At 48.4% G+C, this 16,087-nt stretch carries 15 protein-coding genes; 3 read left to right on the plus strand and 12 right to left on the minus strand.

The genetic code is table 11. The annotated features are described in order from the left end of the window. Positions 1-52 precede the first annotated feature (52 nt). The 3 genes from thyA to BFJ94_RS07535 form a co-directional block, all read right to left on the minus strand. Positions 53-847 carry a thymidylate synthase gene (gene thyA / locus BFJ94_RS07525; RefSeq protein ID WP_120462101.1) on the minus strand — a complete coding sequence of 265 codons (795 nt, stop codon included), beginning with the start codon at positions 845-847 and terminating at the stop codon, positions 53-55. Between the two features lie 107 nt (positions 848-954). Next, positions 955-1,545 (minus strand): AAA family ATPase, encoded by a 591-nt coding sequence (locus BFJ94_RS07530; RefSeq protein WP_120462102.1) that lies wholly within the window; start codon positions 1,543-1,545, stop codon positions 955-957. Between the two features lie 131 nt (positions 1,546-1,676). Continuing rightward, a complete protein-coding gene (locus BFJ94_RS07535; protein WP_120462103.1) occupies positions 1,677-2,540 on the minus strand; it encodes an undecaprenyl-diphosphate phosphatase in 864 nt (287 codons plus the stop codon). A gap of 258 nt (positions 2,541-2,798) precedes the next feature. On the opposite strand from BFJ94_RS07535, the gene BFJ94_RS07540 reads away from it, so the two are divergent. The 3 genes from BFJ94_RS07540 to BFJ94_RS07550 all read left to right on the plus strand — a co-directional run bounded on the left by BFJ94_RS07540 (position 2,799) and on the right by BFJ94_RS07550 (position 6,066). Then, positions 2,799-3,089, plus strand: a complete 291-nt coding sequence (locus tag BFJ94_RS07540) for an ArsR/SmtB family transcription factor (protein ID WP_120462104.1) — start codon at positions 2,799-2,801, stop codon at positions 3,087-3,089. Further along, the gene (locus tag BFJ94_RS07545; protein ID WP_120462105.1) at positions 3,086-5,605 is read left to right on the plus strand and encodes a DsrE/DsrF/DrsH-like family protein; all 2,520 of its coding nucleotides are present in this window, start codon (positions 3,086-3,088) and stop codon (positions 5,603-5,605) included. The genes BFJ94_RS07540 and BFJ94_RS07545 overlap by 4 nt, the downstream gene beginning before the upstream one ends. A 191-nt stretch (positions 5,606-5,796) precedes the next feature. Further along, the gene (locus BFJ94_RS07550; protein ID WP_120462106.1) at positions 5,797-6,066 is read left to right on the plus strand and encodes a phosphatidylinositol kinase; all 270 of its coding nucleotides are present in this window, start codon (positions 5,797-5,799) and stop codon (positions 6,064-6,066) included. 95 nt (positions 6,067-6,161) lie between these two features. Here the strand turns inward: BFJ94_RS07550 and BFJ94_RS07555 are convergent, their stop codons facing one another. The 9 genes from BFJ94_RS07555 to BFJ94_RS07600 form a co-directional block, all read right to left on the minus strand. Next, positions 6,162-6,407: a DUF2164 domain-containing protein gene (locus BFJ94_RS07555; RefSeq protein WP_120462107.1), complete on the minus strand. Its 246-nt coding sequence runs from the start codon at positions 6,405-6,407 to the stop codon at positions 6,162-6,164. A 114-nt stretch (positions 6,408-6,521) separates the two neighbouring features. Further along, the gene (locus BFJ94_RS07560; protein WP_120462108.1) at positions 6,522-7,568 is read right to left on the minus strand and encodes a Gfo/Idh/MocA family protein; all 1,047 of its coding nucleotides are present in this window, start codon (positions 7,566-7,568) and stop codon (positions 6,522-6,524) included. Between the two features lie 21 nt (positions 7,569-7,589). After that, positions 7,590-8,150, minus strand: a complete 561-nt coding sequence (locus BFJ94_RS07565; RefSeq protein WP_120462109.1) for an AAA family ATPase — start codon at positions 8,148-8,150, stop codon at positions 7,590-7,592. A gap of 630 nt (positions 8,151-8,780) precedes the next feature. Continuing rightward, positions 8,781-9,059 carry a GNAT family N-acetyltransferase gene (locus tag BFJ94_RS07570; RefSeq protein ID WP_120462110.1) on the minus strand — a complete coding sequence of 93 codons (279 nt, stop codon included), beginning with the start codon at positions 9,057-9,059 and terminating at the stop codon, positions 8,781-8,783. Positions 9,060-9,064: 5 nt separating this feature from the next. Then, positions 9,065-9,301, minus strand: coding sequence for a (4Fe-4S)-binding protein (locus BFJ94_RS07575; protein WP_188831402.1), 237 nt, complete (start codon positions 9,299-9,301; stop codon positions 9,065-9,067). A gap of 216 nt (positions 9,302-9,517) precedes the next feature. Further along, on the minus strand, positions 9,518-11,725 hold the full coding sequence (locus BFJ94_RS07580; protein WP_120462111.1) for a penicillin-binding protein: 2,208 nt from the start codon (positions 11,723-11,725) through the stop codon (positions 9,518-9,520). A gap of 603 nt (positions 11,726-12,328) precedes the next feature. Then, positions 12,329-13,747, minus strand: coding sequence for a dihydrolipoyl dehydrogenase (gene lpdA / locus BFJ94_RS07590; protein WP_120462113.1), 1,419 nt, complete (start codon positions 13,745-13,747; stop codon positions 12,329-12,331). Between the two features lie 4 nt (positions 13,748-13,751). Further along, the gene (locus BFJ94_RS07595; RefSeq protein WP_120462114.1) at positions 13,752-15,026 is read right to left on the minus strand and encodes a dihydrolipoamide acetyltransferase family protein; all 1,275 of its coding nucleotides are present in this window, start codon (positions 15,024-15,026) and stop codon (positions 13,752-13,754) included. Between the two features lie 29 nt (positions 15,027-15,055). Beyond that, the gene (locus BFJ94_RS07600; RefSeq protein ID WP_120462115.1) at positions 15,056-16,033 is read right to left on the minus strand and encodes an alpha-ketoacid dehydrogenase subunit beta; all 978 of its coding nucleotides are present in this window, start codon (positions 16,031-16,033) and stop codon (positions 15,056-15,058) included. Positions 16,034-16,087: the final 54 nt, after the last annotated feature.

A 16,087-nucleotide genomic window follows, 5' to 3' on the forward strand; every position in this document is an offset into this window, starting at 1 on the left:
ATTCGTTAGTTATCTTTTCGCTCCTAAGACTAGTCTGTTATTCTGCCCAATTTCATATCGCTACAGGGGCTTTAATTCCAGGGTGATGCTGGTATCCGACGAACTCGAAATCGTCATAGACATAATCGAAGATCGAATCCGGCTTGCGCTTGATCACAAGCTGCGGCAAAGGATATGGCTCCCGCTGCAATTGCGTATTCACTTGCTCCAGATGATTCTTGTATATATGCACATCCCCACCGGACCAGATGAACTCACCAACCTCAAGACCGCATTGCTGGGCTACCATATGAGTCAACAGAGCGTAGCTGGCGATATTGAACGGCAGACCAAGGAAGGTATCGACCGATCGCATCGTCAGCATGCAGGACAGCTTCCCGTCAGCCACATAGAACTGGAATACGAAATGGCAAGGCGGCAGCTTCATCTCATCAATCTCCGCTACATTCCACGCGCTGACCAGATGCCGACGTGAATCCGGATTATTCTTGATCGAGTCAATCACTCTCGAAATCTGATCGATCCTTCTCCCATCCGGCGTTGGCCAGGAACGCCATTGCGAGCCGTATACAGGACCTAAATCCCCGTTCTCATCCGCCCATTCATCCCAAATCGTAACTCCATTTTCCTTCAAGTATTTTATATTAGTGTCCCCTCTCAGGAACCAGAGCAGCTCGTGAATCACCGACTTCAGGTGAATACGCTTAGTCGTCATCAGCGGGAAGCCTTCACTCAGATCAAAACGCAATTGTCTGCCGAATACCGAATAGGTGCCTGTGCCTGTCCGGTCTTCTTTCTCTGTTCCATGGTCCAATACATCCTGCAATAAGTTCAAATAGTTCTTCATCTATCAAACACCTCAATCACTTGTTTAAAATGGCATGTCCTAACCATTATAGCAGACTGTTTTGTACAATGGAGCAGAATATAAATCCGACTTAGCAGCGAGCGGCATCACAGGCGAATATGCTTAATCGTAATCAGCTTACGGTCGAGCGACCTCCTGAAGCGACTTCTCGTATCAGGCGGCAGCGTAATCCCACAGATAGAAGCGATGCGCTCCACGACCTCATCCACATGCATATTATCAGTCTGTATCTGCTCTGCAAAGGTCGGCTCAGACAGGCTGGCAAGGCAACGGTCTATCTGCTGAATCGGCCAGGAATCCGCCCTTTCCCCTCGACTTCTAAGGCGCTTGAACAGAGTTTCCCTGGAGGCAAGTAAGGTCACATGCTTCACTTCAATCCCTTCCCCCCTGAGCCTGCCAACTATTTCTGCAAAATATGAAAAATCAGTTATCGTCATCGGCACAATCACTGTCCCGTCATATTCCTCGCTTAAATGCTTCAGCATCATATAATTGATCTGCCTCCACATCGGGTAATCCTGAAAATCTGCTAGATGTATAGATTTAGGCAGCTGTTTTCTAATGAAGAAGCCAGTATTCTCGGGATCATACACGATGGAATTCAAGATTCTTCCCTGTAATTCATATGCGGTTGTCGTCTTTCCTGAACCGAAGGCTCCATTAATCCACAGAATCATGTTCCACCATCCTGACCTTATTTTGTTAATTATGAGGAATCGCCCGTCGTCTAGGCCATCCACATAAAAAACGAAACCCGAGCCGAAAAAGTTTCTCTTTCGACCCGGGTTCTATGCTTCAAGCTCAAGATTCAGTTCGTGGAAAAGATTCCCGCGATCCCTGCTACAAGCACGAAAATAGCGAAAATCATACGGTAGATCGCAAACACCTTCATCGGCTTCTTCTGTAAATAAGAGATAAATTTCTTAATTACGGCCAGCGCCACAACGAAGGAAACGACAAAGCCGATAATGAGCGAAATGATCTCAGTGCTCGTCAGGCTCGTCAACCCGCCAATCTTCAAAATCTTCAGTAGACTCATACCGACCATCACCGGAATGGCCAGGAAGAAGGAAAATTCCGCAGCCGCGACCGTAGACAACCCTGCGACCCAGCCGCCGATGATCGTCGATGCAGAACGGGACATGCCCGGAATGATCGCCAGACACTGGAAAGCACCGATAATGATCGCTTGCTTCACCGTCACATTAAGCTCATCACCGCCCACTCCCGGCGTGCCATTGTTACGGAATCTCGATTCGGCATACATCATCCAAATCCCGCCAAAGAACAGAGTAATGGCAACTACCACCGGCGTGAATAAGTATTTATCCGACAAGTCATTTAACAGGATACCGAATACCCCGCCTGGAATGCAGGCGATAGCCAGCATCAGCCAGAACCTGAACCCGGACCGTTCAAACCCGACCTTCCGCGGGAAGAAGTTCACCAGGGTGTCCTTGATTTTGGCCCAATAGAGGAAAATAACCGCCAGAATTGCGCCGAGCTGAATGACGTAAGTATACATTTCTACAAAGGAGGGAGTCGTACCCTCAAAGCCCATCAGGTTCTCGAAGATAACAAGGTGACCTGTGGAGGATACCGGCAAGAACTCGGTAATCCCTTCTACAATGCCTAGAATAATCGATTTCAAAAAGTCCAAAATATTGTCCATTTCCTGCCTATTCTCCTTTTCAACACGTTCGTTCTCATCCTATTAACAAATTTGGCACGTTTCAACTTTACCAGTTCACTGTATAAGAAATCAAGCATTGTCTATGATCTGCTATTCTGGCGTGTCGATCGCTTCTATATATACCTCCACCAAATCTATATGCGGGCTTGGCTAGGAAATATGAAATTGACTTATATATCTATATATCGTAATATTACGATATAACGAAATAGATTGAGGATCGAGGTGTTATTCCCTGTGGACAACAATTTCAAAGCCTATCATCAGGCAGCGGAAATATTGAAGGCCCTGGCGCATCCTGTAAGGCTCTGTATCATCCGGGGACTGATGGAGAAGAAGCAGTGCAATGTTTCTTATATGCAGGAATGCCTGGATCTGCCGCAATCGACGGTATCCCAGCATTTGCAGAAGCTGCGCAGCGCCGGGATCGTTGAAGCGGAGCGCAACGGACTGGAGATTCACTACCGAATCGTTGATGAGAAAATTCAACAGCTGATCACTGTATTATTCAAGGAGGAACAAGTATGAGTAGAAAAGTATTAATCGTCGGCGGTGTCGCCGGAGGAGCAACAACTGCAGCCCGCCTGCGGAGACTCGATGAGGATGCGCATATCGTCATGTTCGAACGGGATGCCTATATCTCCTTCGCCAATTGCGGACTGCCTTATTATATCGGGGACTCCATCAAGGAGCGCTCCAAGCTGCTGGTGCAGACACCGGAGGCCATGTACCAACGCTTTAATATCGATATCCGTACGGAGAGTGAAGTGGTAGAGCTGCGCCCGGACACCCAAACAGTGCTCGTCCGCAGCAAGGAACGCGGCGAATACGAGGAGAGCTATGATGCGTTAATCCTCTCCCCGGGTGCCAGACCGATCCGCCCGAATCTGCCGGGGATTGACAGCCCGCGTGTCCATACTCTGCGCAATATCCCCGATACAGACCGCATCAAGGCGCGCGTCGTCCAAGAGAAGGTTCAATCGGCGATCGTCATCGGCGGTGGCTTCATCGGCATAGAGATGGCTGAGAACCTACGTGATATCGGACTGGATGTGACCCTGATTGAAGGCGGGCCGCAAATTCTTGCTCCATTCGATCCGGAGATGTCAGCCGAGCTAGCTAAAGAACTGGAGGAGCAAGGCGTGAAGCTGCTCATGTCCCAGACGGTGACCTCCTTCCAGGACGTAGACAACCGTATCATGGTACAGACCGCAAGCGGCGATGCATTAACCAGCGATATCGTCATTCTCGCCATCGGCGTTGCACCGGACACTGCCTTCCTGAAGGACAGCGGACTGGAGCTTGGGCCGCGCGGCCATATCATTGTCGACGATCATCTGAAGACCAATCTGGATCAAGTGTATGCTGTCGGAGACGCGGTTGAAGTCGTGGATTTCGTGAATGGGAGCAAAACGGCGATTCCACTGGCTGGACCGGCGAATAAGCAAGGGCGTATTGCTGCGGACAATGTCTGCGGTCTTAGCACGAGTTATAAGGGTTCACAGGGCACTTCCATCATCAAAGTATTCGGCCTGACGGGTGCGGCAACGGGCAATAACGAGAAAATTTTGCAGCGACTGGGATTACCCTACCACGTATCCTATATTCATCCGAATTCCCACGCCGCATATTATCCGGGCGCTACCCCGCTATCATTGAAGCTGTTATTCGATGATCAAGGAAAAGTGCTCGGCGCCCAAGCTGTCGGCTATGACGGTGTCGACAAGCGTATTGACGACATCGCAACCGTCATCCGCTTCCGCGGTAATGTCACGGATCTGACAGAGCTGGAGCTGGCCTACGCCCCTCCCTACTCCTCAGCGAAGGACCCGGTTAATATGGCCGGCTATACCGCCGAGAATATTCTCAGCGGCCGAACCCATGTGTTCACCGCACATCAATTAGAGATGCGGGATCAGGCGAGTACGATCCTCGTTGATGTCCGCTCTGAAATCGAGCATGCTAATGGCCATATTCCTGATTCTCTGAACATTCCTGTCGATGAATTACGCAGCCGACTTGGTGAATTGGATTCCTCGAAGGAGATCTGGGTATACTGCCAGGTCGGGTTAAGAGGGTACACCGCTAGCCGTATTTTGCAGCAGAAGGGCTATAAGGTTCGCAATCTGAGCGGCGGCTACAAGACATATCAAATGGCAAATTATAAGCCTGGTAAAATAATCGACACCCCCAAGCAGCCACCAGTCAAGACGGAAGAAGCCAAGCGGGAGGGAACTGAAGCTAAAGCGCAGATCGCTTCTGCTGCTGAACCTGTGATTCAAGCGACAGCCGAGCTGGACGCCTGCGGACTATGCTGCCCGGGACCGTTAATTCAGTTGAAGCGCAAGATGGATGAGCTGAATGATGGCGAGATCCTGCATGTGAAGGCGACGGATGCCGGCTTCTATGAAGACGTTCAAGCCTGGGTCAAAATGTCCGGGAACCAAATCAGACAGGTTAGCAAAAATCCGAATGGTACAGTGGAAGCCTATGTGGAGAAGGGGGCTCCTGCTATTGGCGAGGCTGCTGTCTCCGTCCCGGCGCAAGCCTCCACTTCCCCCACATCTGCATCTGCTGAGGGAAGCTCGATGATCGTCTTCAGCGGCGATCTGGATAAGGCGATCGCTTCGTTCATTATCGCTAACGGAGCCGCTGCGAGCGGGAAGAAAGTGACGATGTTCTTCACCTTTTGGGGATTGAACGTCATCCGCAAGCCAGAGAAGGTCGCGGTCTCCAAGAATATGATCGGTCGCATGTTCGGCGCGATGATGCCGCGCGGCAGTAAGAAGCTGTCCCTATCCAGAATGAACATGATGGGGATGGGCGCGAAGATGATCCGCTCCGTGATGAACAATAACAATGTCTCCTCCCTGGAAGAATTGATTCAATCGGCGATTCAGCAAGGCGTTGAGATCGTAGCCTGTCAAATGTCGATGGACGTGATGGGCATCAAGCAGGAGGAGCTGATCGACGGCGTTAAAGTCGCTGGCGTTGGCTACTATCTCGGCAAAGCCGATCAATCGGGCATCAATTTATTTATATAAAATCAAGCAAAAGGCTATCCCGGTCTTTCCTAGTGAAAGTGGGATAGCCTCTTTGCTATAATCCAACTTATGTAAATCTTGCTCGACTCACAGCATAGTTATTTATCTTCAAGATAGGCAAATGTCGTGAGCACTCTGGGTCAACATCCATAGACTATAGTTGAGACCATCCCTGAGTAAGGAGGATAGCTATGGATTATCAACAAATTTGCTGGAACTGTATGAATAAATATGTTGGCATTACGACGAATGACGGGCAGAATTATGACGGCTTCATCGCCCATGTCGATAATGACTTCGTCACTCTGGCCATACCAACCGATGAGATGATGGCGGGGATGCCCGCGAATAAACGACAGTTCGGATTCCATCCCGGCTTCTTCCCGCGGCGTCGCTTCTTCCGCAGACGGATACCGTTTTACGCTATTAACAGTATATTTCTGCTCCCCTTCTTCTTATAGAGAAAGTTGTAAGGATAAGACTGTATGTGTGGCCCTGATTAAGGGATGTGGAATTTCCATATCCCTTTCTTGTAAGTCTAGCGGCCAGCCAACGATTAACGCAGTGGCTTCTTTAAGGAATACAGTTCCTCCTCGATCGATGCCCATTTTTGCTCCACAGCTTGCCGTGCATCCTCTACCGCCTTGTTATAGACATAGGGCGCCAGTTCTTTGAGCATGAAATCGAGCAACTGCTCCGCCGCGATATCCCCGATGCTCTCCGAACGCTCTAGCTCAAAATACTCCTTCACCCGCTCCACAATCTCCTGCTTCTGCTCTCTTGGCAGCTTAATCGGTATCATAATGCTACTTCTCCTCTCCCATGTTTAATGCTTCAATAACTGACTGATTCATTTCTCCGCCTCTGAGCTATCTGTCTGCAGGCCCGCCTCCGAGAATAATCCACTTCCATATCTTCATAGGCATTTCCCCTCTCCTGATGGGTTCAATATCCGATCGATGAGCTTCTGATTCTCATGCCCATCCTTAACAGTCGGCAGGTCAGGGTCTAACCGATCTTCCGCCACATATTGATAGACCTTTTCCACGAACGGATAGAGGGCCGGGTAATAAGCTCTTGCTTCCATAGATAATAGTGCCGGGATAGGATCAGACTTGGGGAGATGCAATTCTTCGAGCAATCCGTTTTCTTTTCCAAGACAAAGCACTCGGTCATCCGTCAATTGGATAGTTCCAGCGCTGCCGAACAACCTTAATTGCGAGCCAAAACTATGATGAATTCCCGATAACAACTGTATGGAGAAGGTAAAGCTGTCCCTCATCCTCCCGTGGATCAAAAAAGCATCCTCCGCATCTCTTACTTCTGAAGCTCCTTCAGGCACATGCGTATGAATTAGACCGTTCAGCTTCTCTATTTCGCCTCGGCCGCCGATCCATAGCAAACAATCAATCATATGCGTACCCAACGCACCTAACATACCACCGAAGCATTGCCTTTTCCCCATCCAGCCGATCGCTGTTGAACGAAGTCGCTGATATTGGGCACTGGATATATGGTATTCAAAATGAAGAAGCCGGCCGATCTCGCGATTTCTTACCAATTTTTGTACTTTCTGACGTAAAGGGTGGAATCGCCACTCGAAATCAACAACTACCTTGGCATTATATTGCTCGGTAAGCCTTAGCAGCTCCGCAGATTCATTACTGTTCATTGTAAATGGCTTTTCACATACAACATGAATTCCTTTGCATATTGCATACTTAACCATTTCAAAGTGATAGACTGGCAAAGTGCTAACAAATAATAACTCCAAATCCTCATACTCAAGCATATCCTTCCAAGCGGTGTAATGGATAGGGGTGCACTCCCAGCTCGACATTTCTTCAGGGATCACATGACGGGTCATTGTGCTGACCGCGACCACTTCCAGATCTGGATGGGCTTGAATGATTGGAGTCTGAACCTTTAGGCCAAAACCGCCCCCAATGATTCCAACTCGCATTCGATCTTCCCCCTTTGATGATCATAGTTTGAAATGTTCTTTAATCATCTTGGCGACATCTTCTGCATGAATCGCTGAATTGTTAATACGTAAATAGTTGTCCTTCTGGATTTCTCCGTCGTAGGAGTTCAATCTGTGCCTCTCCAGCGTCTTTTTTAGTTCCTGTTCAGACCATTCGGTATTGCGCTTAGAAGGCTTATGCTCCAGTCGATGCGGTGTCTTATTGCGCTCCAGCCGCTGTTCCAGATCCGCTTCCAGCTCAACATAATAGACCTCGGCTCCACGGGACTCGAACATCTCACTAATTCGCTCGATATATGCCCAATCATCTGCTTGATCAAAGGCCCATACATATGTAAAAATCATGCCGGGTAAATCACTCTTGGACACTTCCTCAAAGATTTCTTCACGGAATAGATTAACTAATCTCTTGCCTGGCTTGCTTCCATAGCTGAAAAAGGGCGTCACCAGTTCGATCGTCATATGGTTATGAAACAGCTTCAGATCCGTGATCTTCTCAAGCTCATGTCCGACGGTCATCTTGCCGACAGCCTGCGGCCCGAACAAAATTATCAGTTTCACCAGACTCCCCTCCCCCATATGAATTTCAAAGAATATATCAACAAAATAGAGTCAGGTCAACCCTTTTAAAACTAGAGTCTTCACTCTTTTTCGTGCCCAAAGATGTGAACATCCCCCTGTTCTGGCCAGATCACTCGGACACGGACATAAATGTCCGTTAGCGTTGATTCTGTGGCATCCCGCCCTTGTAATGGACATTATTGTCCGTTACAAGGGAAATTGTCGTGAAAAATGGCATTTTGTGCTTCTAAGGGTCAAAAGTGTCCGTTAGAAGCGGGTAGTGGTCGTTTTCAGGCTCTAACGGACATTTTTGACCGCTAGAGTCCTGACCGTCCGTGTTTGTCTCTTGCGCTACGCAAGCTTAATAGATGGTACAAGGATCGAAGCCGACGCGAATAAATACTGAGTTTGGGATTTTGGGATTGTGGCTTTGGTCCACAAAAAAGTTGGACGAAGAACATGACGTTTCCCCACCCAACTTTTTATTTTGGAGGCTTATTGGACAGCCCCATCATTTAGATCAACGAGATTATTCCCGCAGCTGATCGATCTTATCGGGAGTGAAGACTGTGGCAGCTGCGATGACTGAAGCATCTCCTTTCACATTATTAGAGCCTGCCCCAGCACACTTTAATATTTCACATCTGCGTATTCTGACCGAGTATCCAGTTGCCTCTTGGCAAATGGACATAGTCCGAATAGCTTGATCTCATGCTGTCTTGCATAATCAACCACGGTGGACATCAAATCCTCAGCCAGTCCTTGTCCACGGTAATTATCATCCACATAAGTATGATCAATAATATACAGGGTTTCGCTCGACACACTATAGGTCATTTCAGCGATGACATCCCCATTATTTTGAATGAAAAATTGATGTTCCTGCGCATTATGCTCAACTTTACTCATTAATCTCACTCCTTATCCGTCTTGTTCTCAGAAGTTTTCAGCTTGTAAGTCAATGCTCCACTAGGGCAAGTATCGATATGGGCAGCGATCTTATCTGCCGGAGCGCCAGCCGTATTGACCCATGGCCGCTTCTTCAGATCAAAGACCTCCGGCATTCCCTTCACGCATACACCCGAATGAATACATTTCTCCGCGTCAAAATACACTTCAATTTCCTCACCTTTATACACTTTCTTACTCATGATGAACACAACCTTCCCCTAATGAAAATGTCAAAAATGCCAAACTTCACACTCATTACAGATCATAATGATCATACTGGAATGTAAATATAGTTACTGCGTAAAGTATAGCTGTCGAGATTAAGTTTGCCTATATTCTACATTATGGCATGGTTGCGCGACATGGTTGTATATAAGCATTTATCGCCTGGACAAATCGCCACTATACACGACGACTCATCCTCCCTGCTCCACATCTTCTGCGTTTTCAGCTTCCTCAGTCTCTTCACGCTCGCGGCTTGCCACGCCTGGTGGTTCGAGCATGAGCTTTACCTGTTTATTGCCGCTATCCTCAAAGACCGTCTGTGAGACGACGAAGCCTTCCCCCTCAAAGGTGACAAAAATATTCAGCGCAGACAGCAGTTCAAGTGCGTCTCGCAGAGACTGTCCCTTGAGATCCGGAATCTCAATATGTTCCGCCTCCTCTGTCAGCAGATACACCTGCTGCCCTTGGATCAGCGAACTGCCTGGCTTCGGAAATTGCGACACTAGCTCCTGCCCGTTCCCTAGCAAGGCATAGGGGATATTCTTATTGCGAAGCTCGGTCAATGCCTGCTTCAGAGAGAGCTCGCTTAAATCCGGGGTTCTGAGCATGGGGGTACCTTGGAGCGGATCTTTGTTCCCGGACTGGGTTACTTTCTTCCGTACGCCCATATATTGGAGCGTCTGATTCATAATTTTCTTGAAGACCGGGGCTGCCGCCTTGCCTCCGCCCAATTCGGAGTCTCTCGGTTCATCGATCAGAACCAATAGCGCCACCTTAGGATCGTCAACCGGAGCATATCCGATAAAAGATACAACCTGCTTGTTGTAATCGTATTTGCCTTTGACAGGCTTAACAGCCGTACCCGTCTTGCCGGCCACCCGGTAACCTTCAATATAAGCCCTGCGCCCGGTTCCATACTCACTGTCGGATACAACCTGCTCCAAATATTTCCCGACCTCTTTGGCCTTATCCGCGGATAATACTTGACGGATCGGCTCGGGCTTCGTCTGAATGACTTCTCCAGACTGCGGATCTGTCAGCGATTTAACGATATGCGGCTTAAGCAGTGTTCCTCCGTTAGCTACAGCGCCTACCGCAGCTAGCTGCTGCAGAGGCGTAACCATTAATTTACCGTGTCCATAAGCCACGGTCGCATATTCAGAGGGCTGTTCTGGATTTACTACCCCTGCGGCTTCACCGGGCAGCTCGATGCCTGTCTTTTTGCCAAATCCGAAGTCATCCACGTACTGCTTCAAACGCTCTGGACCGAGCATCTCATAGCCCAGCTTGACGAAAGCCACGTTACTGGAGAGCTTGACCCCTTTCAGATAGCTGATCTCCCCCCAGCCTGAACGCTTGATGTCATGTAATGTCTCGCCCGGCACCCGGATACTTCCCGACATATATGTAGCCTCTGGATTGAACAGCTTCTCCTGGACTGCTCCGGCCAACGTTACAATTTTGAAGGTCGAGCCCGGTTCATACACCGACATGATCGCATGATTGTAGAAATTCCCTAGGTCTTCCTCCATCCAGTATTCATTCGGATTATAGGTGGGCAAGTTCGCCATGCCCAGTATTTCCATCGTCTGCGGATCTGCGGCAATCACCGTCATGCTGATCGGATTCAGTTCCCCGAAGGCCTCTCTCATCGCTTCTTCAATATAATATTGAATCGTATGATCAATCGTCAGCTTGATATTCAATCCGTTCTTGGCAGGGTTATAGATCTCATCCGCGCGCGTAACCGCAATTCCTCGGCCATCACTTTTATATTCAAAAGATCCATCCTGACCCTTCAATTCCTCATCGTACAACGCCTCAAGGCCAGACACCGCAGCTCCATCACGATTCACATAGCCGAGAACATGCGCCGCCAGGCTCTTCCTCGGATAAAAGCGCTTCTGCTCCTTCGTTAGATAGATGCCCACATCATCCACTTTATGCTTGTCCTTCAATTGCTGGACAAATGCCTCCACTTGATCACGAAGCTCCTGATCGATCTTATAGCCCTCATAGCGCACCTCGCGCTGTACGTAGTAATTCCCATCCTTGCTCTTCGCACTCATCAGCTTGACCAGATCAGTTCTGTTCTTGCCAAGCACTTTACTAAGACCGTCCGCTACTTCATCCTGCAGCTCCAGATTGTGAATCAGCCTCGGATTCACCACTACCGTATAAGCAGGGACCGTCATAGCCAGAACCTCCCCGCCCCGATCCGTGATCGTCCCCCGAGTCGCAGTCAGTACCTGTCGTCTAGACCATTGCTTCTCCGCATAGGCCTGCCAGAAATCTGTCTCTATCACCTGCACCCAGAACACCCGGAACATTAATACAAGAAAGGCAACAGTAATACATCCGCCGATCACCAGCGTTCGTAATCTCAATCTCTTGATCATACCCGTACCTCTTACATTGAATTAATAGTTGCGATCACATACATTATATTTCATAAAAATCCACAATCAAACCGTTTTTCGAAGATTGAGAGATAATCCGATGACGATGCGACTAGTCAACATAATGATTAGGATGAAATAATTAGGAACTCACACCCACTATAGATTAGAAAGAGAATATGTCCGTGTGGAGCGGGGCTAAGTGCCAAGGTTCCAGAAAAGCCTGCGTTTATGCAGGAATTTCGTAAAAAATTTGGCCCGGAGAGGGTAAATTCCTGCGATAATGCAGGTTTTTTCTAAAAATCAGCCTGATTCGATAGGAAAAGATGGAAAAGCCTGCATATTTGCAGGAATTTCCTCTGAACAGGTGGTTTTGGGACAAAAAGCCTGCATATTTGCAGTTTTTCGAAGTTTGCACGGGGGAGTTGCGGGTGGCTCCCGCCATTAAGCAAGTTATCACGGACGGTTTATGCGAATACGCAGGTAACGAGTGGTTCCGCCGACCATAAAAAGAAGGCAAGACCGCGGACGGTCTTGCCTTAAAATAAGCTTAGGAGAAATCCTGCTAGAGGATTTTGAGTTGATGAATGTTAGAACTTCGTATTAACGAGAAATCATGTGAATTGGATGGCCCTCAACGAGTTCAGCTGTCTCCATAACAATCTCACCAAGGGTTGGGTGAGCATGAACCGTCAGGGAGATATCTTCGAGCGTTGCACCCATTTCAACCGCAAGACCAAGCTCAGCGATGAGGTTGGAAGCTTCGATACCGACGATTTGCGCGCCGATTACAACGTCGTTCTCTGCGTTAGCTACAATTTTGATGAAGCCATCTGGAGCATTCACGGAAGTAGCACGTCCGTTAGCTGCAAATGGGAATTTGCCGGCTTTAACCTTGAAGCCTTTTTCCTTAGCTTCTTTTTCAGTGTAGCCCACGCTTGCGCATTCAGGATCTGAGAATACTACCGCTGGCATACCCTTGTAATCAATTACAGATGGCAAGCCAGAGATTGCTTCTGCAGCAACCTTACCTTCGTACGAAGCTTTATGAGCCAGTGCAAGCCCTGGAACGATATCGCCGATAGCGAATACTTTAGGGTTGCTTACACTGCGACCTTGATGGTCTACTTTCACCATACCACGATCTGTTAATTCGATGTTCGCCAGATCAAGACCAAGATCACCGTCTGTATTAGGACGACGGCCTACAGTTACAAGCAGGTAGTCCGCGGTAATTTCTTTGGATTCACCATTAACAGCGTATTTAACCGTAACGTTCTTATCCGTTTGCTCAGCACTTTCAGCTAAAGCATTTGTTACAATTTCAATACCTGTCTTCTCCATGCCCTTCGCAACAAGACGAGTCATGTCCTTATCAAGGCCAGGAAGAATAGCGTCAGTGCCTTCGATGATCGTTACTTTCGTACCAAATTTCGAGAACATTTGGCCGAGCTCAGCACCGATAACGCCGCCACCGATAACAACAAGGCTACCAGGGACTTCTTGCAGGTTCAAGGCTTCTGTCGAGGACAGGATGCGTCCGCCGAATGGGAATGGCTTCAATTCGATAGGACGGGAACCTGTTGCCAGGATGCAGTGCTTGAAGCGATAGCGCAAGGATTCATGATCATTGAAAGCGCGAGCTTCCGAATCATTGATGAACATGATTTCGCCCTTGAACACTTCAACTTTGTTGCCTTTCAGCAAGCCCGTAACACCTTGAGTCATTTTGCTAACGACGCCGTTCTTGAATTCTTGTGTCTTGGCGAAGTCTACAGTTACATTCTCAGCAGTAACACCAAAAACGTCAGCATGCTTAGCAGACTCATAAGCGTGAGCAGCAGCGATCAATGCCTTGGAAGGGATACAGCCGCGGTTCAAGCACACGCCGCCGAGTTCCGATTTATCAGCGATAATTACCTTTTGTCCCAGCTGGGCGGCACGAATTGCCGCCACATATCCACCAGGACCAGCACCTACAACCAATGTATCTATATCAATTGAAGCGTCTCCTACTACCATGCTGTTACACCTCCATAACAAGCAGCTCAGGATTGCCAAGCAGTTGTTTAATGTAGTTCATAAAGTTTTGAGCTGTTGCACCGTCGATCAGACGATGGTCGAAGCTAAGAGACAGAGCCATTACCGGAGCAACGACAATTTCGCCGTCCTTAACAACCGGTTTCTCAGTTATACGACCAGTACCCAGAATAGCTACTTCAGGGTAGTTGATGATCGGAGTAAAGAACATACCTCCAGCAGAACCGATATTCGTGATCGAGATCGTGCTGCCCTTCATCTCTGCAGCAGACAATTTACCTTCACGACCGCGAGTTGCCAGATCTGTGATAGCTTCAGCGATCATCCAGATGCTCTTACGATCCGCTTCTTTGATAACAGGAACGATCAAGCCGTTGTCTGTATCCGTAGCGATACCGATGTCATAATGCTTCTTGTATACAATTTCATTATTAGCTTCATCAATTGTAGCATTGAGAGCCGGGAATTTACGGGAAGCTGCAACGAGTGCCTTCACGATAAATGGCAGGTAAGTTACCTTAATGCCCTTCTTCTCAGCTACTGGTTTCATACGTTTGCGGAAAGCAACGAGATCCGTTACGTCCACTTCGTCCATAATCGTAACATGTGGAGCGGTGTAAGCCGATTTAACCATCGCATTAGCGATTGCCTTACGGATTCCTTTAAACGGAACGCGCTCTTCTTCACCAGCAACAGTCGATACGGCTGCCGGAGCGGATGCTGCTGCTTGACCAGCGTCTGCGGATGCTGCTGCAGGTGCTGCGCCGCCATTCTTGAATGCTTCAACATCTTCGCGAGTAATCTTGCCAGCTTTGCCTGTGCCTGTTACTTGCGCAATATCGATACCTTGTTCGCGAGCGAACTTGCGAACGCTAGGAGTAGCCAATACTTCACGGTTCGGAGCTGCTGGAGCTTCTACCGATACAGCCGCAGGTGCTGCTGCAGAGGCAGGAGCCGCTTCGGCCGCAGGTGCTGGAGCTGCTTCTTCTTCAGCCGGAGTATCTTGCTCAGGGATATCGCCAGTTGCATCGATGATCGCCACGACTTGACCCACGCGGAAAATCGCGCCGTCCGTACCGAATACTTCTTGAACTGTTCCTTCTACCGGACAAGGAACTTCAACGACCGCTTTGTCGTTCTGTACTTCCATGATAATATCTTCATCAGTTACTTTATCGCCAGGCTTGATGTGCATTTTAATAATTTCGCCTTCATGCAACCCTTCACCAAGCTCTGGGAACCGATATTCAAATTTTGCCACCTGGAGGACCTCCTATAACTTACGTTTTATTAAAATTCGAGTACTTTATTAACACCTTCGATAATACGGGCAGGTGTTGGAAGCCATTGATCTTCAATTTGTGCGAACGGATATACTGTATCTGGAGCAGTTACGCGAAGCACTGGAGCTTCCAAATGCAGAATCGCATGCTCATTGATTTGAGCGATTACTTCTGCAGCAATACCCGCAGATTTCTGAGCTTCCTGAACGATAATGACGCGATTCGTCTTCTTCACGGAAGCAAGAATCGTATCGATATCGAGCGGTACCAGGGTGCGCAGGTCGATAACTTCAGCTTTCACGCCGTTCTTCTCCAGCTCATCAGCCGCTTTAACAGCAGTATGAACCATCAAGCCGTAAGCAAGAATCGTTACATCGGAACCTTCGCGAACCACATTAGCTTTGCCAAGCTCAACCGTATATTCACCTTCAGGAACTTCATCACGGAACGCATGATACAGGTTCAAGTGCTCCATGAAAAAGACGGGGTCGTTATCACGGATCGCCGAAATCAGCAGACCTTTTGCATCATAAGGATTCGAAGGAATGACCAGTTTAATACCTGGAGTTTGTGCGATCAACCCTTCCAGGGAGTCTGTGTGTAGCTCAGCTGCTTTTACCCCGCCACCAAAAGGTGTACGGAACACGATCGGCGAATGATAACGGCCGCCGGAACGATAACGCATCCGTGCAGCTTGAACAAGAATCTGATCAAGTGCTTCAAAGATAAAGCCTACGAACTGGATTTCCGCGATCGGGCGGAAGCCTTGAACGCCAAGACCTACCGCCATACCACCGATAGCAGACTCAGCGAGCGGAGTATCGATTACACGTTGCTCTCCGAATTCTTTTTGCAAACCTTCTGTTACCCGGAATACGCCGCCGGCATGACCAACGTCTTCGCCGAAAATAAGTACGTTCGGATCCCGTTTCATCTCTACGCGCATCGCATCGCGAATTGCTTCTTTCATATTCATTTGTGCCATTGCTTCATTTCCTCCTCACTAGAACTAGAACAATCAATCAGCATTTATTCAAGA

The organism is Paenibacillus aceti (assembly GCF_003614185.1).
GTDB lineage: Bacteria > Bacillota > Bacilli > Paenibacillales > Paenibacillaceae > Fontibacillus > Fontibacillus aceti.